This is a genomic window from Sphingomonas sp. VDB2, assembly GCF_047946695.1.
Classification (GTDB): Bacteria; Pseudomonadota; Alphaproteobacteria; order Sphingomonadales; family Sphingomonadaceae; genus Sphingobium; species Sphingobium bisphenolicum.
In genome coordinates this window covers 478,231-495,977 of record NZ_CP159615.1, presented here as the reverse complement: position 1 = coordinate 495,977, position 17,747 = coordinate 478,231, and the positions used below count along the sequence as shown (strand labels likewise).

20 protein-coding genes and 2 tRNA genes are annotated in these 17,747 nt (G+C 66.1%); 13 read left to right on the top strand and 9 right to left on the bottom strand.

Annotation, left to right across the window (positions count from 1 at the left end; genetic code table 11):
• Positions 1-20 precede the first annotated feature (20 nt).
• The 6 genes from ABT375_RS02555 to ABT375_RS02530 all read left to right on the top strand — a co-directional run bounded on the left by ABT375_RS02555 (position 21) and on the right by ABT375_RS02530 (position 5,554).
• Entirely contained in the window at positions 21-665 is a 645-nt protein-coding gene (locus tag ABT375_RS02555) for a phosphoribosylanthranilate isomerase (protein ID WP_224550123.1), read from the top strand.
• Positions 666-764: 99 nt separating this feature from the next.
• The gene (trpB, locus tag ABT375_RS02550) at positions 765-2,021 is read left to right on the top strand and encodes a tryptophan synthase subunit beta (protein WP_224550122.1); all 1,257 of its coding nucleotides are present in this window, start codon (positions 765-767) and stop codon (positions 2,019-2,021) included.
• 2 nt (positions 2,022-2,023) lie between these two features.
• Complete coding sequence (gene trpA, locus ABT375_RS02545) at positions 2,024-2,833, top strand: tryptophan synthase subunit alpha (protein ID WP_416464829.1); 810 nt, start codon at positions 2,024-2,026, stop codon at positions 2,831-2,833.
• Positions 2,830-3,678, top strand: a complete 849-nt coding sequence (gene accD / locus ABT375_RS02540; RefSeq protein WP_224550120.1) for an acetyl-CoA carboxylase, carboxyltransferase subunit beta — start codon at positions 2,830-2,832, stop codon at positions 3,676-3,678. The genes trpA and accD overlap by 4 nt, the downstream gene beginning before the upstream one ends.
• 34 nt (positions 3,679-3,712) lie before the next feature.
• Positions 3,713-5,047 (top strand): bifunctional folylpolyglutamate synthase/dihydrofolate synthase, encoded by a 1,335-nt coding sequence (locus ABT375_RS02535; RefSeq protein WP_416464032.1) that lies wholly within the window; start codon positions 3,713-3,715, stop codon positions 5,045-5,047.
• A 66-nt stretch (positions 5,048-5,113) separates the two neighbouring features.
• Positions 5,114-5,554 (top strand): DUF6628 family protein, encoded by a 441-nt coding sequence (locus ABT375_RS02530; RefSeq protein ID WP_129927000.1) that lies wholly within the window; start codon positions 5,114-5,116, stop codon positions 5,552-5,554.
• On the opposite strand, the gene ABT375_RS02525 is transcribed toward ABT375_RS02530, so the two are convergent.
• Positions 5,539-6,867 carry an AmpG family muropeptide MFS transporter gene (locus tag ABT375_RS02525; protein ID WP_416464031.1) on the bottom strand — a complete coding sequence of 443 codons (1,329 nt, stop codon included), beginning with the start codon at positions 6,865-6,867 and terminating at the stop codon, positions 5,539-5,541. The two genes, ABT375_RS02530 and ABT375_RS02525, sit on opposite strands and share 16 nt — an antisense overlap.
• Positions 6,868-6,948: 81 nt before the next feature.
• Positions 6,949-7,407, bottom strand: a complete 459-nt coding sequence (locus ABT375_RS02520) for a response regulator (RefSeq protein ID WP_261934968.1) — start codon at positions 7,405-7,407, stop codon at positions 6,949-6,951.
• A 537-nt stretch (positions 7,408-7,944) separates the two neighbouring features.
• On the opposite strand from ABT375_RS02520, the gene ABT375_RS02515 reads away from it, so the two are divergent.
• Both ABT375_RS02515 and rsmD read left to right on the top strand, forming a co-directional pair.
• Positions 7,945-8,898 carry a pseudouridine synthase gene (locus tag ABT375_RS02515; protein WP_315975812.1) on the top strand — a complete coding sequence of 318 codons (954 nt, stop codon included), beginning with the start codon at positions 7,945-7,947 and terminating at the stop codon, positions 8,896-8,898.
• A gap of 13 nt (positions 8,899-8,911) precedes the next feature.
• Complete coding sequence (rsmD, locus tag ABT375_RS02510) at positions 8,912-9,451, top strand: 16S rRNA (guanine(966)-N(2))-methyltransferase RsmD (RefSeq protein ID WP_224550115.1); 540 nt, start codon at positions 8,912-8,914, stop codon at positions 9,449-9,451.
• 101 nt (positions 9,452-9,552) lie between these two features.
• Here rsmD and ABT375_RS02505 read toward each other — a convergent pair whose 3' ends face one another.
• Entirely contained in the window at positions 9,553-9,999 is a 447-nt protein-coding gene (locus ABT375_RS02505) for a globin domain-containing protein (RefSeq protein ID WP_261934970.1), read from the bottom strand.
• Between the two features lie 109 nt (positions 10,000-10,108).
• Between ABT375_RS02505 and ABT375_RS02500 the strand changes: the two genes are divergently transcribed.
• Entirely contained in the window at positions 10,109-10,585 is a 477-nt protein-coding gene (locus ABT375_RS02500; RefSeq protein ID WP_416464030.1) for an RrF2 family transcriptional regulator, read from the top strand.
• Here ABT375_RS02500 and ABT375_RS02495 read toward each other — a convergent pair.
• Together ABT375_RS02495 and ABT375_RS02490 are read right to left on the bottom strand one after the other, a co-directional pair.
• Entirely contained in the window at positions 10,545-11,021 is a 477-nt protein-coding gene (locus ABT375_RS02495) for a Fe-S oxidoreductase (protein WP_416464029.1), read from the bottom strand. The genes ABT375_RS02500 and ABT375_RS02495 overlap by 41 nt on opposite strands.
• 143 nt (positions 11,022-11,164) lie before the next feature.
• Positions 11,165-11,563 carry a GFA family protein gene (locus ABT375_RS02490; protein ID WP_416464828.1) on the bottom strand — a complete coding sequence of 133 codons (399 nt, stop codon included), beginning with the start codon at positions 11,561-11,563 and terminating at the stop codon, positions 11,165-11,167.
• Between the two features lie 105 nt (positions 11,564-11,668).
• Here ABT375_RS02490 and ABT375_RS02485 point away from each other — a divergent pair, with 105 nt between their 5' ends.
• Positions 11,669-13,945 (top strand): ATP-dependent helicase, encoded by a 2,277-nt coding sequence (locus tag ABT375_RS02485; protein ID WP_224550111.1) that lies wholly within the window; start codon positions 11,669-11,671, stop codon positions 13,943-13,945.
• On the opposite strand, the gene ABT375_RS02480 is transcribed toward ABT375_RS02485, so the two are convergent.
• From ABT375_RS02480 to ABT375_RS02465, 4 genes are all read right to left on the bottom strand, one after another.
• Entirely contained in the window at positions 13,933-14,457 is a 525-nt protein-coding gene (locus ABT375_RS02480; protein ID WP_416464028.1) for a GAF domain-containing protein, read from the bottom strand. The two genes, ABT375_RS02485 and ABT375_RS02480, sit on opposite strands and share 13 nt — an antisense overlap.
• 142 nt (positions 14,458-14,599) lie before the next feature.
• Positions 14,600-14,675: transfer RNA gene (locus ABT375_RS02475), tRNA-Ala, on the bottom strand.
• 172 nt (positions 14,676-14,847) lie between these two features.
• Positions 14,848-14,923 (bottom strand) — tRNA-Ala (locus tag ABT375_RS02470).
• Positions 14,924-15,010: 87 nt separating this feature from the next.
• On the bottom strand, positions 15,011-15,343 hold the full coding sequence (locus ABT375_RS02465) for a TIGR02300 family protein (RefSeq protein WP_224550109.1): 333 nt from the start codon (positions 15,341-15,343) through the stop codon (positions 15,011-15,013).
• A 147-nt stretch (positions 15,344-15,490) separates the two neighbouring features.
• On the opposite strand from ABT375_RS02465, the gene aroA reads away from it, so the two are divergent.
• From aroA to cmk, 3 genes are read left to right on the top strand one after another with little or no spacing between them, the layout of a single operon-like run.
• The gene (aroA, locus tag ABT375_RS02460) at positions 15,491-16,831 is read left to right on the top strand and encodes a 3-phosphoshikimate 1-carboxyvinyltransferase (protein ID WP_416464027.1); all 1,341 of its coding nucleotides are present in this window, start codon (positions 15,491-15,493) and stop codon (positions 16,829-16,831) included.
• Positions 16,828-17,076: a CBU_0592 family membrane protein gene (locus ABT375_RS02455; protein ID WP_224550108.1), complete on the top strand. Its 249-nt coding sequence runs from the start codon at positions 16,828-16,830 to the stop codon at positions 17,074-17,076. Before aroA ends, ABT375_RS02455 begins: the two co-directional genes overlap by 4 nt.
• Positions 17,073-17,708: a (d)CMP kinase gene (gene cmk / locus ABT375_RS02450; RefSeq protein WP_224550107.1), complete on the top strand. Its 636-nt coding sequence runs from the start codon at positions 17,073-17,075 to the stop codon at positions 17,706-17,708. Before ABT375_RS02455 ends, cmk begins: the two co-directional genes overlap by 4 nt.
• The last annotated feature ends 39 nt before the right edge of the window (positions 17,709-17,747 follow it).

Genomic DNA, 17,747 nt, shown 5'->3' with positions numbered 1-17,747 from the left:
TCCCCGCTAAAGCCCGCTCCATGTCCCGACTCGCGATCAAGATTTGCGGCCTGTCCACGCCCGAAACGGTGGGCGCGGCAGTCAGCGCCGGGGCGAGCCATGTCGGCTTCGTCCATTTTGCCAAAAGCCCGCGCCATGTGGAGGCCGAGCAGATTCGCGGCCTCGCCGCCCACGCCCCCGCCCATATCGAAAAGGTCGCGGTCGTCGTCGATCCGACTGACGAGATGCTGGGCGAATTGGTCGGCACCGGCGCGATCACCGCGCTGCAACTGCATGGCAAGGAAAGCCCGCAGCGCGTCGCCGCCATCCGCCAGCGGTTCGGCCTGCCGGTGTGGAAAGCGATAGCGGTCAAGACCCGCGCCGATATCGACGGTGCCAGCGCCTATGCCGGTGCCGCCGACCGGCTGTTGTTCGACGCCAAGACGCCCGACGGCGCGGCCCTGCCCGGCGGCATGGGCCTGCGGTTCGACTGGACGCTGCTGCGCGGCCTGGCCGTCCCGGCGCCATGGGGGCTTTCGGGCGGGCTTGGGATCGACAATGTCCTGGAGGCGATCCGCATCACCGGCGCGCCGCTGATCGACATTTCGTCCGGCGTCGAAAGCGCGCCCGGCATCAAGAGTGTGGACAAGATCATGGCCTTCTGCAAAGCGGTTCAGCCATGTTGACGCTGAACGCCCCTGCCATGCGCATCGAAGGACGATGGCGCTGATCGCTTCTCTCAGAACCGAAGCGAACGCCCCATCTGTCCCGGAAAGACCGACATCATGACTGACACCCTATCCTTGCCCAACAGCCTGCGATCGCAGCCCGACGCCAGCGGCCATTTCGGTGCGTTCGGCGGCCGCTACGTCGCCGAAACGCTGATGCCGCTGATCCTGGAACTGGAAAAGGTCTATAAGACCGCCAAGGCCGATCCCGCCTTCGACGCCGAGTTCGCCGAACTGCTGCGCTCCTATGTCGGCCGCCCAAATCCGCTCTATTATGCCGAGCGGCTGACCGAGGCGCTGCGCGCCAAGGCGCAACCGGGCCCAAATGGAGAAAAGAGGGGCGCGAAAATCTACCTGAAGCGCGAAGAGCTGAACCATACCGGCGCGCACAAGATCAACAATTGCATCGGCCAGGCGCTGCTCGCCCGTCGCATGGGCAAGAAGAAGGTCATCGCCGAAACCGGCGCGGGCCAGCATGGCGTCGCCACCGCGACCGTCGCCGCCCTGTTCGGCATGGAATGCAAGATCTTCATGGGCGCCAAGGACGTCGAGCGGCAGAAGCCCAACGTCTTCCGCATGAAGCTGCTGGGCGCGGAAGTCATCCCGGTCCATTCGGGGTCGTCCACGCTCAAGGATTCGATGAACGACGCCCTGCGCTACTGGGTGTCGAACGTCCACGACACCTTCTACATCATCGGCACGGCCGCGGGTCCGCACCCCTATCCCGAACTGGTGCGCGACTTCCAGTCGATCATCGGCAAGGAAACCCGCGCGCAGATCATGGAGGCCGAAGGTCGCCTGCCCGACCTGCTGATCGCGCCGGTCGGCGGCGGTTCCAACGCGATCGGACTGTTCCATCCGTTCCTGGACGATCCCGACGTCGCAATGATCGGCGTGGAAGCGGCCGGCGAAGGGCTGGACAAGAAACATGCCGCCTCGCTGGCCGGGGGCGCGTCGGGCATATTGCACGGCAACCGCACCTATCTGCTCCAGGACGAGGACGGCCAAATCACCGAAGCGCACAGCATTTCCGCTGGTCTAGACTATCCCGGCATCGGGCCTGAGCATAGCTGGTTGCATGAGATCGGCCGAGTGAAATATATGCCGATCAGGGATGACGAGGCGCTGACCAGTTTCCAGACGCTCAGCAAGCTGGAAGGCATCATCCCCGCGCTCGAATCCGCCCACGCCGTTGCGGCCGCCGAGCAGGTCGCGCCGACGCTGGACGCGGACAAGATCATCGTCGTCAACCTTTCCGGCCGGGGGGACAAGGATATCTTCACCGTCGCCGATGCGCTGGGAGTGGAGATGTGAGTATGGATCGTCTCGCCACCCGCTTCGCCGCCTGCAAGGCGCAGGGCCGCGCCGCGCTCATCACCTTCGTGACCGCCGGTGATCCCGACGTCGGCGCGACCCCCGCCATCCTCGACGCGCTGGTCGCAGGGGGGGCTGACATCATCGAGCTGGGCATGCCCTTCACCGACCCGATGGCCGATGGCCCGGCGATCGAACTGGCAAACCTGCGCAGCCTGGGGTCCGGCACGAAGACGAAACATATCTTCGCCCTCGCCGCCGATTTCCGCGCGCGCCACCCCGATACGCCCTTGGTGCTGATGGGCTACGCCAATCCGATGCTGATCCGCGGCGCCGACTGGTTCGCCGAACAGTGCAAGGCGGCCGGCGTCGATGGCGTCATTTGCGTCGATATTCCGCCGGAAGAAGATGCCGAGATCGGCCCCGCCCTGCGCGCGGCCAGCGTTCACTTGATCCGCCTCGCCACCCCCACGACCGACGCGGCGCGCCTGCCCGCAGTGCTCGATGGCGCCAGCGGCTTCCTCTACCATGTCTCGGTCGCGGGCATCACCGGCAAGCAGTCGGCGGCACAGGCCAATATCGAGATCGCCGTCAACAAGCTGAAGGCCGCCACCAAGCTGCCGATCGCCGTCGGGTTCGGCGTGCGCGGACCGGAACAGGCCGCCGCCATCGGCCGGATCGCCGACGGCGTGGTCGTCGGCTCCGCCATCGTCGATATCATCGGGTCGCATGGCGATGCCGCCGCGCCCTTCGTCCAGGACTTTGTCGCCACGCTGCGCGACGCCCTTCATATTCGGGAGACCGCCGCATGAGCTGGATCAACCGCGTTCGTAACGCCCTGCCTTTCACCAAGAAGGAAAGCACCGCCGAAACGCTGTGGCACAAATGCCCGTCTTGCCACGAGATGATCTTCATCAAGGAATGGGAAGAGAATCTGTCGGTCTGCCCACGGTGCGACCATCATGGCCGCATCGGTCCGTCGGAACGGTTCGAACAGATATTGGACGCCGGCTTCATCCTGCTGCCGACGCCGCAAGTGCAGGAAGATCCGCTCAAATTCCGCGATAGCAAGCGCTATCCCGACCGGATCAAGGCCGCCCGCGCGGCGACCGGGGACCAGGACGCCCTCATCAACGCGCGAGGCGCGATCGATGATGTGCCGCTGGTGATGGGCGTACAAAATTTCGCCTTCATGGGCGGGTCCATGGGCATGGGCGTGGGCGCGGCCTTCATCCAGGGCGTCAACGATGCGATCGCCCATAAATGCCCCTATGTCATCTTCACCGCCGCCGGCGGCGCACGGATGCAGGAGGGTATTCTCTCCCTGATGCAGATGCCGCGCGCGACCGTGGCGATCCAGAAGCTGCATGCCGCGGGCCTGCCCTATATCGTCGTGCTGACCGATCCGACCACCGGCGGCGTGACGGCCAGCTACGCCATGCTGGGCGATATCCAGATGTCCGAACCCAATGCGCTGATCGGCTTCGCGGGCCAGCGCGTGATCGAAAGCACGATCCGCGAAAAGCTGCCCGAAGGCTTCCAGCGCGCCGAATATCTGCTGGACCATGGCATGATCGACATGGTCGTTCATCGCGGCGAACTGCGCGACACGCTGGCGCGTGTGATCGGCTATCTGACGCCCCGCGCGGCGGATTGAAGCAGCGCTCGCGCTAAAGGGGAACGGGCGCGCCATGGCTGACCATGCGGTTTCGGACGATGCACAAGTGCAGGCGCAACTCGACCGGCTCTGGTCGCTCTCGCCCGGCGCGGACATATTGGGGCTGGAACGCATCACCCGGCTGCTGGAGCGGCTGGGCGATCCGCACCGCGCCCTGCCCCCGGTCTTCCATGTCGCGGGCACCAACGGCAAGGGATCGACTTGCGCCTTCCTGCGCGCCGCGATGGAGGCGGACGGCAAGACCGTCCATGTTTTCACCTCCCCCCATCTGGTGCGCTTCAACGAACGCATCCGCGTGTCGGGCCAGCTCATTTCCGACGCGCTGCTCGCGCGTTATCTTGAACGGGTTCTCGATATCGCGGAAGGCGTCAACGCCAGCTTCTTCGAGGTAACGACGGCCGCCGCCTTCCTGGCTTTCGCCGAACATCCTGCGGACGGCTGCATCATCGAAGTGGGCCTGGGCGGCCGGCTCGATGCGACCAATGTCATCATCGACCCGGCGGTATGCGGCATCGCCCAGCTCGGCATCGACCATCAGGCCTTTCTCGGCGACACGCTGGCCCAGATCGCCGCGGAAAAGGCCGGCATCGCCAAGGCCGGCGCAGCGCTGGTGACGCAGCGCTACGCCGAATCGCTCTTCCCCGTCATCATGGACGCGGCCGCGAAGGCGCCCACGCGCTGGATCGGACAGGGCGACGCCTGGGACGCCGCCGTCTATCGCGACCGGCTGCATTATCGCGACGAACAGGGGCGGCTGGAAACGCCACTGCCGCGCCTGGCCGGGGCGCATCAGGTCCAGAATGCCGCGCTCGCTTTCGCCATGCTACGCCATCAGGACGCGGTGCCCTTGTCCGAGGCCGCGCTCAAGGCCGCCCCGCTCTGGGCGCATTGGCCGGCGCGATTGCAGCGACTGGACCGGGGGCCATTGCTGGACGCCCTGCCGCAGGACGCCACCGCCTGGCTCGATGGCGGGCATAATGCCGGCGCGGGCGAGGCGATCGGCGCCTTCTTCACCACAGACCGGCTGGAGGGGCACAAGCTCCATCTCGTCATCGGCATGTTGGCGAACAAGGAAGTGGACGCCTTCCTCGCCCCCTTCGCGGGCAAGATCGCGCATATCCATGCGCTCCCGGTGCCGGGCCACGACCATCATCCGGCCGATCGCTTCACGGCCATCGCCGCCAAATGGGGCATCGGTTGCACCGCCCATGATGACGCGCGCCAGGCCATCGCTGCAATTGCCGCAGAGTGCGTGGCTTCCGGCGACGACGCGCCCAAGCTGCTGATCGGCGGTTCGCTCTATCTGGCCGGCGAAATTTTGCGACTGAACGAGCAATTGCCCGACTGAATAGACTTGCGACTGACTCGCAATAGCGTAGGATGAGCCTCTGACCTATGCAGAAGGCGCGATTCTATGGCTTATGGAGAGACTTCCCCCCTCGACCTGCCCCGGCCCATTCCGGGCGGCTATGGCAATCGCCTCTTCCTGTTCGTGATGCGCCGGATGGCCACCGCTGGGGTCAATGATGCCCACGCCGCCAATGCGATGCTAGGCGCGTTCGGCCGGAGCTATCGCCGCCCGCTGGTGCTGATGCGCGCGATGATGCTGGAACTGGCCCGCGCGTCGAGCCGCAAGATCCTGGTCGCCCCCTGTTGCTGCGCGCGCATGACCGCCGACGAGGCGCTGATGATGCAGGCGACGGGCGACGCGCTGCGCGATCCCAACGCCGCCTTTGGGCAGGTGAGCGCCTTGCTGGGCAACGATCATGCGCTGGGCGCGCTGACCTGCCTGCAGGCGGTGGCGCAGGCCCATAGCGACCTGGGCCGGCCGCTGGATCTCTACGCTGCGGGCTGATCGGCAGGGTCGATGGTCGCGGCGGTGCCGACGCTGGCGTCGATCAGGCCGGCGCGCATCATCAGCCAGAAGAGCAGGATGCCCGGCACCGCGAGCGCGGTCGTGAGCAGATAGAAATCGACATAGCCGAAGCGCTCGATCAGGCCGCCCGCCGTCGTGCCGGTCAGGAAGCGCCCGACGATGCTCGCCGCCGCCGAGATCAGCGCATATTGCGCGGCGGTGAAACGCAGGTCGCACAGGGCCGAGAAATAGGCGACCACGGTGACGCCGCCGATGCCGCTGGCGATATTTTCGAACCCGATCGCCCCGGCCATGCCCCAATTGCTCTTCCCCAGCGCGGCCAGCGCGGCGAAGCTGAAATTGGACACGCCCATAAGGATCAGGCTGAACAATACCGACCGTTTCATGCCCAGTCGCGCATAGAGGATGCCGCCGATGAAAATACCGATCAGATAGGCCCAGAAGCCGATGCCGACATCATAGATGACGATTTCGTCATTGGTGTAGCCCATATCGTCGAACAGCAGGCGGAAGGTGAGGTTCGCCAGCGTGTCGCCGATCTTGTGCAGCAGGATGAAGAGCAGGACGAGGAATGCGCCCTTGCGCCGGAAGAATTCGACCAGCGGCCCGGTGATCGACGCCATCACTTCCTCCATGCCACGGCGCACGACGGGATCGCGACGCCGCTCCGGTTCGCCGAGAAGGAGGCCGGTGAGCATCCCCGGGAGCGCAAAGACGGCGCAGGCGAGATAAGCGCCGTGCCAGCCGATCCGGGCCGCCAGGATCAGAGCCAGAGAACCGGCTGCGACCGATCCGATGCGCCAGCCATATTGCGACATGCCCGATCCGACGCCCAGTTGTTCGGGCTTGAGCGTTTCGATGCGATAGGCGTCGATGACGATGTCGTAAGTCGCGCCCGCCGCCCCGACAAGAATGGCGGCATAGGCGGTCTGCAAGAGACTGGACGTCGGATCGACCAGCGCCAGATTGGCGACTGCCGCCATGACCAGAATGCCCGCCAGCAGTAGCCAGGACACGCGCTGCCCCAGCCGGCCGATGATCGGCAGCCGCACGCCATCGACCACCCAGGCCCATAGCCATTTGAGATTATAGACGAGGAACGCAAGGGTGAAGGCGGTCACGGCCTTCTTGTCGATGCCGTCCTGCGCCAGACGCGTGGTCAGCGTCGCGCCGATCATCGCATAAGGAAAGCCTGACGAGACGCCCAGGAAAAAGGCCGCCAGCGGCGCCTTTTCGACATAGGGTTTCACGGCGTCGAGCCAGCTGCTGCGGCCCTCTATGGCGTCGGTCATTTTGGCGTGCGTCCCCGGTGGCGTCGAATTGCGCGCCACCATATGGCCTGATCGCCGCCAGGCAAGCGTCCTGTGCGCCGATCAGCCCGCGGGCGCGAACAGGCTGAGCCCCGGCGGCAGCTTGGGCCGCCTTGCGCCGCGCAACTGCGCATCGACAACGCCGATCGCCGCGACCAGATCGCGCGGCGCATAGGGCTTGGCGAGGCAGCCCACCGCCAGTGCGCGCGCCTCCATCGGGCAGCGGGCGGTGACGAACAGGACCGGCAGGCCCAGCGCTCCAGCGTGACGGGCGACGTCGATGCCGGTCTTCTCCCCATGCAGGGCGACGTCTGCGATCACCAGGTCCACGCCGCCGCCGTCCATGACCCGCACCGCATGGTCATGATCGTCCACCGTCGCCGCTATCCGGTAGCCCGCCTGCTCCAGCGCATGTTCGTTATCGAAGGCGACCAGCGCCTCATCCTCCACCACCAGCACGGTGCGGATCGCCTTACGGCGCGACAGGTGCGCGCCTCCCTCTTTCACCAGCCCGAAAAACATTTGCCGATCCGCCCTGATTCCGCCATGCACCCGATGAAACGCCGCGCCCCCGCACCGGGTTGCCTGCTGGGAGGCATAGCCCCCTCGCCCAAGCGCCGGAGCGGCACATTTCAGCCTGTTGCTGGCTTTGTACCCATATGGGAAGTGCCAGTGCCCATGAAAAGGAACCCGCCCTTGGAACCGCCGAAAAAATCAGGACCGCCCCGCAGGGCAGGACCAGGCGGCCCGAAACGTCCCGCCGGCCCCGGCCGGAGCGGATCGGGCGGGCGTCCCGGCGCGCCCACTGGGCGCGGCGCGGCACCGCGACAGGGGGATGGGCGACAGGGGGATGGGCGACAGGATGACGGGCGGCGGAGCGAGGGCCGCCGGGGCGACGTGCGGCCGACCGCAGGACCACGGGGCGACGCCAAGCCGCGTTTCGAGAAGAAGGACGATAGCCGGACGGATCGGCCGAGCGGCGGCAGGACTCGCCCCGATCGGGCCAAGACCGACGGCGCACCATCGCGCCCTGCACGCAGCGCGGGGCCACGCGACACCATCGACAAGCCGCGCTCCCCCCGCAACGAAGGCGAACGCACTGATCGTCCCCGGACGGATCGGGGCCGGCCCGATCGCGCCCGACCCGATCGCGCAGGGGGCGATGCGCCCCGTTTCGGCGCGGCCAAATCCTATCCGCCGCGCAAGCCGCGGGCCAAGGGCGCTGCGCCGGTCCATGCCGCCAATCCGCACCCGGCCCGCGCAGCGGCGGCGAGCGACGGCAAGGGCGAGCCGCAGCGCATCGCCAAGCTGCTGGCCCGCGCCGGGGTCGCTTCCCGCCGCGAAATCGAGCGGATGATCGAGGAAGGGCGCGTTTCCAAAGACGGCGTGGTGATCGATACGCCCGCGACGCTGCTGACATCGCTGCATGGCGTGACCGTCGATGAGGTGGCGATCGCGGCGCCCGCGCCGATGCGCCTGTTCCTGTTCCACAAGCCGACCGGCTTCCTGACCACCGAGCGCGATCCGGCGGGGCGGCCGACCATCTATGACCGGCTGCCGCCGGACCTGCCGCGGCTGATGCCGATCGGCCGGCTGGACATGAACACCGAAGGCTTGCTGTTGATGACCACCGATGGCGGTTTCAAGCGCGAGATGGAACTGCCCGCGACCGGCGTGCCGCGCACCTATCGCGCCCGCGCCTTTGGCGAGGTGAGCCAGCAGCAGTTGGAGGATCTGTTCGACGGGCTGGAGATCGATGGCATCCGCTATGGCGCGATCGAGGCCAATCTGGAGCGGCGCACCGGGCGCAACCAATGGATCGAGATGACCCTGACCGAAGGCAAGAACCGCGAAGTCCGCCGCGTGCTTGAACATCTGGACCTGAAGGTCAACCGGCTGATCCGTACCAGCTATGGCCCGTTCCATCTGGGCGAACTGCCGGTCGGCGCGGTCGAGGAGGTGCGGCAGCATGATCTGGTGCTGTTCCGCAAGAGCCTGAAGGCCATGGTATAAGGATTATCTGGGCATGAGGATCATTTCGGGCCAATGGCGCGGCCGGCCGCTGACCGCGCCCAAGGGCGACGCCACCCGGCCGACGGCGGACCGGACGCGCGAGGCGCTGTTTTCGATGCTGACCAGTCGTCTGGGATCGTTCGAGGGGCTGGCCGTGGGCGATTTCTTCGCCGGTTCGGGCGCGCTGGGCTTTGAGGCGCTGTCGCGCGGCGCGGCGTCCTGCCTGTTCGTCGAGCAGGACAAGCCGGCGCTGGACGCCATCCGCGCCAATGGCGACCGGCTGGGCATCCGTCCCGACATCCGGCCATCCAGCGTGCTGTCGCTGGGGTCCGCGGCCAGGCCGCTCGACCTCATCTTCATGGACCCGCCCTATGGCACCGGCGCAGGCCAGGTAGCGCTCGACAAGCTGGGGCGGCTGGGATGGACCAACGCCGCAAGTTGGATCAGCATCGAAACCGACAGGCGCGAAGATGTGGTCGTCAAGGGCTTCGCCATCGACACGGTGCGCGACATCGGCAAGGCGCGGATCACGCTGTTGCGAATGGAAGACTGACGAACGGGCCTGACCCGCCTCCGCTTGATTCGAGCATGGCGAGAAACGCCGTCAGGGCGCCTGACCGCTGCCTGGCTTTGCGCGAATCCAACGGACTGAAATCAAGCCGAGGCGGCGTAGGCTTCAGCCTCCTGCGCGATCAATATGTCGGCCAGAAACTGATAGGCTTCGCCCCAGGCGGCCAGCACGACGTCGGTGGCGACATCTTCGCCCAGCACCTCGCGGATGGCGGGGAGCAGCGCAGCCGCGACCTTGGGATAATGTTCGGGCTTCACGCCGGTATCGACATGGCGCGCCACCATGCGCGACACCGCGCCGCCCAGTGCCTCCAGCCGGTCGATATTCTCCGCATAGCCAAGGATCGCCGCAGCCAGCCGCCTGGGCTGCTCGCCGCTATCCTGCGCCGCCTGATCGAACATCGCCTTCACTTCGGCATCCTGGAACAGGCGGGCATACATGGCGGTGGTGATCGCCACGCCGTGCTGGCGCAGCGCCGGGCCGGTGGATTTGACGATGGCGATGGTGCGCGGAGACAGCGAGTTGGACATCTGATTGACCTTTTTGTCGAGTCGATAAGATGTATTTAATTTACGTCTTTAAAGGAGTAAATAGAATATATGTTTAAAGCGCGACACCGCACCGGTATCGGATGACGCCATGCAATTGACCCGTCACACCGACTATGCGCTGCGCGTGCTGATCCACCTCGCCGTCGCGCCGACCGGATGGGCAACCATTCCAGAGATTGCCGACGCCTATGGGCTGTCGCGCAACCATCTGATGAAGGTGGTGCACCATCTCGCGCAGGGCGGCTTCATTACCACCCGGCGCGGGCGCGGCGGAGGCTTCGCGCTGGCGGAGGCCCCCGGAGAGACGCGCATCGGCGCGGTGGTCCGGTATAGCGAGCCGGACATGAAAATGGCGGACTGCGCAAACTGCGCGATCCGCCGGGCTTGTGGCCTGACCGCCATATTGGCGGAAGCCACTGTCGCCTTCATGGCCGTGCTCGACGGATACAGCCTAGCCGATGCGGCACGGAACCGGGCCGGGCTGGCGGCGTTGATCGCCGCCCTGCCCGTCCCGGCATCGGCGGTCAGCGGCGCTTGCGCATCTTCCCGGCCTCGCCCGGATTGACGCAACTGTCCTGCACCGTGCGGGAACAGCGCGGATAGTCCTTCGCCTCTGTCGGCGGCGGGGTCATGTTGCCGCCGACCGTCACAGGGTTGGCGGAAGAGCCGACCGGAGCGGCCGGGTCTTTGGGCACGCCAGCAGGCGCAGGAACCATGCCGGGGTCCGCCGGCACCGCGCCGGTCGGCTGGCCGGCATTGGGATCGCCTTGTGGCGGCGTTGCAGGCATGGCGGGAGTTGCCGGCGCGGCAGGCGCTGGCGGGGTCGCCATACCCGCATCGCCGGGTGTGGCTGGCGTCGCCGGGGCTGCGGGTTCGGACGGCGGCGTCATGGCGTCACCGGGCGGCTGGCTGCTGGGCGCGGGCGTATCCTGCGCCACGGCCGCGGCGCCCAAAGTGGTGAAGCTCAGCATCGCAACGCCGGCCAGCATGATGGATTTCATCGGGATCATCCTTTCCTATGTTCTTCGACCCGCAGGTCGCCCGCTTCTCGGACGGGCGGACGAAGAACCGGTTTCAGGACATCCCCGTTCCGCCATGACGGCCGAACGTGGCATAGGTGCGACCAGATGAACGGCGTCGGGGGTCAGGGGCCGTCGGGGTAGCGATCATATTTGGGCAGTTCGTGCGCCGTCGCCATCCATGGCACGGCGTCGGCCATCTGCACATGCCCCTCCGGCGGAAGGGCCGCGGCGTCGTCCAGCGTGGCGCTCTGAATATCGATGGCGCCGGGAAAAACCACAGGATTGGTGTAGAAAAGGCCGGTGCCGCAAGTGCCGCAGAAATGCCGGGTCGCATTTTCGGACGACTGGTAGCGGACCGGATCGCCGGTGATCGTCACGGCGTCCGCCGGGAACAGCGCCCAGCCCACCATCGGCGCGCCGGCGCTGGCGCGGCAGTCGCTGCAATGACAAATGGCGCTATAAGCCGGCTCGCCGGTCGCTTCATAGCGTATCGCCCCACATTGGCATCGTCCCGTCACCATCGGCTTGCTCCCTTGCATGATTCGCCTTTTGTTCTCATAGAAGCCCTGTCACCGCAAGAGGCGCGCCCCTTGCCCCCGATCCACCCCATGCCTAGTTGTCCAGCCATGACAGTCCCTACCCCCTCCCCCAATGACCCGCCCTATCTCGACGGGCTCAATCCGCCCCAGCGGGAGGCTGTGCTGACGACCGAGGGGCCGGTGCTGGTGCTGGCGGGTGCGGGCACCGGCAAGACGGCGGCGCTGACCGCGCGGCTGGCGCATCTGATCGGCACGCGGCGGGCCTGGCCGTCCGAGATCCTGGCCGTGACCTTCACCAACAAGGCCGCGCGCGAGATGCGGGCGCGCGTCGGGCGGATGATCGGCGACGCGGTAGAGGGGATGCCCTGGCTCGGCACTTTCCATGCGATCGCGGCGAAGATGCTGCGCCGTCATGCCGAACTGGTCGGACTGCAATCCAATTTCACCATCCTCGATACCGACGATCAGTTGCGGCTGCTCAAGCAGCTCATCCAGGCGGAGGGGGTCGACGAGAAGCGCTGGCCCGCACGGCAACTGGCCGGGCTGATCGACCAGTGGAAGAATAAGGGCTGGACCCCGGAAGATGTCGGCGCGGGCGAAGCGGAAGGCTATGCCCATGGCAAGGGGCAGACGCTCTATGCCGCCTATCAGGCCCGGCTTCGCGCGGTAAATGCCTGTGATTTCGGAGACTTGCTGCTGCATGTTCTGACGATATTGAAGAAGCATCGCGACGTGCTGGAGCAATATCAGGAACGTTTCCGTTACATCATGGTGGACGAATATCAGGACACCAACTCCAGCCAATATCTCTGGCTGCGGCTGCTGGCCCAAACGCGCAAGAATATCTGCTGCGTCGGCGACGACGACCAGTCCATCTATTCATGGCGCGGCGCAGAGGTCGCCAATATCCTGCGGTTCGAAAAGGATTTTCCCGGCGCGACCATCATCCGGCTGGAGCAGAATTATCGCTCCACGCCCCACATACTGGGCGCCGCATCAGGGGTGATCGCCGAAAATGGCAACCGCCTGGGCAAGACATTGTGGACCGATATCGACGTGGGCGAAAAGGTGCAGGTCGTCGGCGTATGGGACGGGCCGGAGGAAGCGCGGCGCGTAGGCGAGGAGATAGAGGCGATCGAACGCAGCGGCGGATCGCTGGACGAGGTCGCGATCCTGGTGCGCGCCCAGCACCAGACCCGCGAGTTCGAGGACCGTTTCATCCAGATCGGCCTGCCCTATCGCATCGTCGGCGGCTTTCGCTTTTACGAGCGCGCGGAAATTCGCGATGCGCTGGCCTATCTGCGCCTCGTCAATCAACCGGCCGACGATCTGGCGTTCGAGCGGATCGTCAATGTGCCCAAGCGCGGGCTGGGCGACAAGGCGGTGGAGAAATTGCATCGACTGGCGCGGGCGGAGGGGATACCGCTGGCGCTGGCGGCGGCGCGCATCCTCGACACCGACGAACTGACGCCGCAGGCGCGGCGGTCGCTGGGCAGTTTCATCGGCGATCTGGCGCGCTGGCGCGACCGGGCGACGCAACTGCCCCATGCCGAACTGGCGCGGCAGATATTGGACGAGAGCGGCTACACCGCGATGCTACAGGCCGAACGTACGACCGAGAGCGCCGGGCGGCTGGAGAATCTGTCCGAACTGGCCCGCGCGATGGAGGAATATGAGACGCTGGGCGCGTTCCTGGAGCATGTCAGCCTCGTCATGGACAATGAGGCGCAGGCGGAGTCCGCCAAGATCACGATCATGACCATCCATGCCGCCAAGGGGCTGGAGTATGACACTACATTCCTGGTGGGGTGGGAGGAAGGCGTCTTCCCGTCGCAGCGCGCGCTGGACGAGGGCGGCCTCAACAGTCTGGAGGAGGAGCGCCGGCTCGCCTATGTCGCGATCACGCGCGCACGCAAGCGCTGCACCATCATCCATGCCGCCAATCGCCGCATCTATGGCCAGTGGACCAGCAGCATCCCGTCGCGTTTCGTCGGGGAGTTGCCGCCCGAACATGTCGAATCGGAAAGCAGCATGAGCGGTGGCGCATCGCTGTGGCGCGCCAACTGGTCGGAACGCGACGACCCCTTCGCCAATGTCGCGCGGGGCAGCGGTCGGGGTCCGGGCTGGCAGCGCGCGCAGACGAGCGGCCAGTTCAGCCGGGAGCCGGTGCGGATCGTGGAGGCGCGGTCATCGGCCGTATCTCTGGGCAATAAGGGTCGCGACGACATGCGCGTGGGCCTGCGCATATTCCACCAGAAGTTCGGCTATGGCACCGTGGCGGAAATCGAGGGCAACAAGCTGGAGATCGATTTCGAGACGGCCGGCCGCAAGCGGGTGATGGACAGCTTCGTTCAGCCGGCCTGAGGGCGCGGGGCGTCCGTCGTCGCGCCGGCAGCCATGAGGTGCGGCAGGAGGCGGGCTGACAGGAGAGCGCTCACGTCGCGCACGCAATCTTCGATAATCGCAATCGTCGCGGCCCCGCTCACCAGCCGCGGCATGGGATCGATCGCGCAGAGCGTGCCATAAAAGCTGCCGTCCGCCAGTATGACCGGGAAGGACACATAGCTTTTGAAGCCATAGAAGATCGGCACGGGATGCTTCCGCCAGGCGATGTCGGCATCGACATGGTCGATGACCACATAATTTTCGGTCTGGCGGATTTCGTTGCAGATCGTCATCTGCACCTCCAACTCGGCGCCGGGCTCAAGGCCGAAGGCGATCTTGTCGAGCACCTGGCAGGCGATCCAGCGATCTTCGGTCACGTGCGCAACAGCGGCGAAGCCCATATGCGTCACGTCGCACAAGCGCGTCAGGATGGCGCGGATCGCGTCGTCGTCGCCCAGTTCGGCGGCCTGGATGGACAATTCGTCCTTCATGCCGCAGCGATGGCAGGAAAGCGACGCTTTGGCGAGTCTGGAGCGCAATGAACGCGTAAAATCCTGCGTCCCGAACATGTTTGGCGATGGGAGAAAGGCCGCTGGAAACCATCTTCACCGACGGCTTCCTCTTCGACGACATTGGTGGAGCCTAGCGGGATCGAACCGCTGACCTCCTGCATGCCATGCAGGCGCTCTCCCAGCTGAGCTAAGGCCCCATCATGCGCGGCCGGGCCGCAATCATATGGTCAGGCCATGTCCGGCAATGCCGTCGGCCAACTATATTTCCTGGCAAGTTGCAAGCGCCGCCCCTCCCGCAGGATAGGGCGCCCCTCGCTTGCGCTCAGGCATTTTTCGGGAAAATGTCCCCCGGACATTTTCCCGAAAAATTGGTGGAGCCTAGCGGGATCGAACCGCTGACCTCCTGCATGCCATGCAGGCGCTCTCCCAGCTGAGCTAAGGCCCCGTCACCAGTGAAGCGCCGTTGGGTCCGGCGCCTCGGAGGTCGCTGCCATTAGGTGGCGGCAATCTCCTTGGCAAGAACAAATTTCAGTTAATTGTCGTCGCTGTCGTCATCGCTCGCCGCATCGACGCCGAGATCGTCGTCACCACCCAGATCGACGTCATTGTCCGGCGAATCGCCATCGTCATCGACGTCGATGTCCAGATCGTCGTCGGCCGTTTCCAGCTCGCCGTCGGCGGTCTCGATCACCTTCTTGGGCGCCGCTTCCTCATAAGGCAGCGGCTGCTTCGACTTCAGCACCGGCTCTGGTTCCCAGGCGCTGCCGCAATTGATGCAGGTTACCGGATCATCCTTGCCCAGGTCGTAGAAGCGAGTCGCGCATTTCGGGCAGGTCCGCTTCGTGCCCCATTCAGCCTTCACCATGTCCGGCCTGTTCCTTCTTAGATGCTCAAATAGAAATTCACGCGGCACAACAGACGTTGCCCGCGAAACGTCGGGCGCCTTGCCATAGCGGGACCGCGCTGTCAAAAGCCGGGCGCATTTTTTCGGTTCCAGGACAATGGATACCCCGTGACCCAAATTGAAGACCAGCCAACCCCCATGACCTTCACCGCCGCGCCGCCGCTGGCGGGCAGCGTGATCGTGCCGGGCGACAAGAGCATTTCCCACCGATCGCTGATGCTGTCGGCCCTGGCCATCGGGCACAGCCGGGTCGAAGGCCTGCTGGAAGGCGAGGACGTGCTGTCCACGGCCGCCGCGATGCGGGCGATGGGCGCGACCATAGAGCGCGATGCCGATGGCGTGTGGCACATTCATGGCGTGGGCGTGGGCGGACTGCTCCAGCCTGACGTCGCGCTCGACATGGGCAATAGCGGCACATCGACGCGCCTGCTGATGGGCCTGCTCGCCAGCCATGACCTGACGGCGACGTTCGTGGGCGACGCGTCCCTGAGCAAGCGCCCGATGGCGCGGGTCACCGAGCCGCTGGCGCGCATGGGGGCGAGCTTCACGACCAGCCCCGGCGACCGTCTGCCGCTGACGATGAAGGGCGCCTGCCCGGCCGTACCGCTCGACTATCGCCTTCCCGTCGCATCGGCGCAGGTCAAATCGGCGATCCTGCTCGCCGGCCTCAACACGCCTGGCATCACCCGCATCGTCGAGCCGATCCCGACCCGCGACCATAGCGAGCGGATGCTCAAGGGCTTCGGCGCCGAACTGAACGTCGAGGTGGAGGCAGACGGCACGCGGATCATCACCTTGGTCGGCGAGGCGGAGTTGCAGCCGCAGCAGATCGTGGTGCCCGGCGACCCCTCCTCCGCCGCCTTCCCCATGGTCGCCGCGCTGCTGGTGCCCGGATCGCAGGTGACGATCGCCAATGTCGGACTGAATGCGACGCGCGCCGGCCTCATCGACCTGCTGCGCGAGATGGGCGGCGACATCGAGGTCATCAACGCCCGCGACGTCGGCGGCGAGCCGGTCGGCGACCTCATCGTCACGGCGTCGGCGCTCAAGGGTGTCGAGCCGGACCCGGCGCGCGCGCCCAGCATGATCGACGAATATCCGGTCGCATTCATCGCCGCCGCGCTGGCGCGGGGGCGCAGCGTGTTTCGCGGGCTGGACGAGCTGCGCGTCAAGGAATCGGACCGCATCGCCACGATGGCGGCCGGGCTGCGGGCGATCGGCGTATCCGTCGAGGAACTGGAGGATGGCATCATCATCGAGGGCAGCGGCGGCGCGCCCCTGGCCGGGGGCGGGCCGATCGCGACGAAACTGGACCATCGGATCGCGATGAGCTTCGCCGTCGCGGGTCTCGTGTCGAGGGACGGCGTCACGATCGACGACATGCGCCCGGTGGCGACCAGCTTTCCGACCTTCGCACCGCTGTTGGCCCAATTGGGAGCCATCGCATGACGTTCGACCTTGCCAACGTCATCGGGTTGATGGGCAGCGCGCTGATGGTTGTCGCCTATGCCTATAGCAATATGGCCAAAACCCTGAATTTCGTCATTTTCAACGCGATGAACCTGGTCGGCGCACTGCTGCTTATCTGGTCGTTGACCGTTCATTTCAATCTGGCGTCGATGGCGCTGGAGGTCGTGTGGGCCGCGATCGCCCTGCTGGGGCTGGGTAATGCGCTGAAAGGGAAGAAGCGATGATCATCGCCGTCGACGGACCCGCCGCATCGGGCAAGGGCACCATCGCCAAGGCGCTGGGCCGCCATTACGGCCTGCCCGTGCTGGACACCGGCCTGCTCTATCGCGCGGTCGGCCTGTCCGTGCTGAAGGCGGGCGGCGACCCGGATGTGGAAGCCGATGCGTTGGCCGCCGCCGGATTCGAGGACGCGATCCTGGCCGATCCGGCGCTGCGCAGCGAAGCGGTCGGCTCCCTCGCCTCGCGCGTGTCGGTGCATCAGAGCGTACGTGACGCCCTCGTCCAGCGGCAACGCGATTTCGCGACCCAGCCGGGCGGCGCCATCCTGGACGGGCGCGACATCGGCACGGTCATCGCACCCGACGCCGACGCCAAGATTTTCGTGACGGCCAGCGTCCATGTGCGTGCCGAGCGCCGCTACAAGGACGCGCTCAGCCATGGCGGGCACCCGGACATGGATAGCCTGATCGCCGACATCCAGGCCCGCGACACGCGCGACATGAGCCGCGACCATGCCCCGCTCAAGGTCGCGCAAGGCGCAGACTTGCTAGATACGAGCGATTTGACTATAGACGCGGCCGTCCAGCGGGCGATCGCGCTTGTGGACGCCCAGCTTGAAGGTCGCTCCAGAAGTTGACCCGTCAAGGCGCGCGGTTGTTCCGGGCGCCCTTTTCGC

What these genes read in the sequence shown, in the direction of transcription:
- ABT375_RS02555 (WP_224550123.1), top strand. Translation starts at nt 21, where the DNA reads ATGTCCCGACTCGCGATCAAGATTTGCGGCCTGTCCACGCCCGAAACG.
- trpB (WP_224550122.1), top strand. Translation starts at nt 765, where the DNA reads ATGACTGACACCCTATCCTTGCCCAACAGCCTGCGATCGCAGCCCGAC.
- trpA (WP_416464829.1), top strand. Translation starts at nt 2,024, where the DNA reads ATGGATCGTCTCGCCACCCGCTTCGCCGCCTGCAAGGCGCAGGGCCGC.
- accD (WP_224550120.1), top strand. Translation starts at nt 2,830, where the DNA reads ATGAGCTGGATCAACCGCGTTCGTAACGCCCTGCCTTTCACCAAGAAG.
- ABT375_RS02535 (WP_416464032.1), top strand. Translation starts at nt 3,713, where the DNA reads ATGGCTGACCATGCGGTTTCGGACGATGCACAAGTGCAGGCGCAACTC.
- ABT375_RS02530 (WP_129927000.1), top strand. Translation starts at nt 5,114, where the DNA reads ATGGCTTATGGAGAGACTTCCCCCCTCGACCTGCCCCGGCCCATTCCG.
- ABT375_RS02525 (WP_416464031.1), bottom strand. Translation starts at nt 6,867, where the DNA reads ATGACCGACGCCATAGAGGGCCGCAGCAGCTGGCTCGACGCCGTGAAA.
- ABT375_RS02520 (WP_261934968.1), bottom strand. Translation starts at nt 7,407, where the DNA reads ATGTTTTTCGGGCTGGTGAAAGAGGGAGGCGCGCACCTGTCGCGCCGT.
- rsmD (WP_224550115.1), top strand. Translation starts at nt 8,912, where the DNA reads ATGAGGATCATTTCGGGCCAATGGCGCGGCCGGCCGCTGACCGCGCCC.
- ABT375_RS02505 (WP_261934970.1), bottom strand. Translation starts at nt 9,999, where the DNA reads ATGTCCAACTCGCTGTCTCCGCGCACCATCGCCATCGTCAAATCCACC.
- ABT375_RS02500 (WP_416464030.1), top strand. Translation starts at nt 10,109, where the DNA reads ATGCAATTGACCCGTCACACCGACTATGCGCTGCGCGTGCTGATCCAC.
- ABT375_RS02495 (WP_416464029.1), bottom strand. Translation starts at nt 11,021, where the DNA reads ATGAAATCCATCATGCTGGCCGGCGTTGCGATGCTGAGCTTCACCACT.
- ABT375_RS02490 (WP_416464828.1), bottom strand. Translation starts at nt 11,563, where the DNA reads ATGGTGACGGGACGATGCCAATGTGGGGCGATACGCTATGAAGCGACC.
- ABT375_RS02485 (WP_224550111.1), top strand. Translation starts at nt 11,669, where the DNA reads ATGACAGTCCCTACCCCCTCCCCCAATGACCCGCCCTATCTCGACGGG.
- ABT375_RS02480 (WP_416464028.1), bottom strand. Translation starts at nt 14,457, where the DNA reads ATGAAGGACGAATTGTCCATCCAGGCCGCCGAACTGGGCGACGACGAC.
- ABT375_RS02465 (WP_224550109.1), bottom strand. Translation starts at nt 15,343, where the DNA reads ATGGTGAAGGCTGAATGGGGCACGAAGCGGACCTGCCCGAAATGCGCG.
- ABT375_RS02455 (WP_224550108.1), top strand. Translation starts at nt 16,828, where the DNA reads ATGACGTTCGACCTTGCCAACGTCATCGGGTTGATGGGCAGCGCGCTG.
- cmk (WP_224550107.1), top strand. Translation starts at nt 17,073, where the DNA reads ATGATCATCGCCGTCGACGGACCCGCCGCATCGGGCAAGGGCACCATC.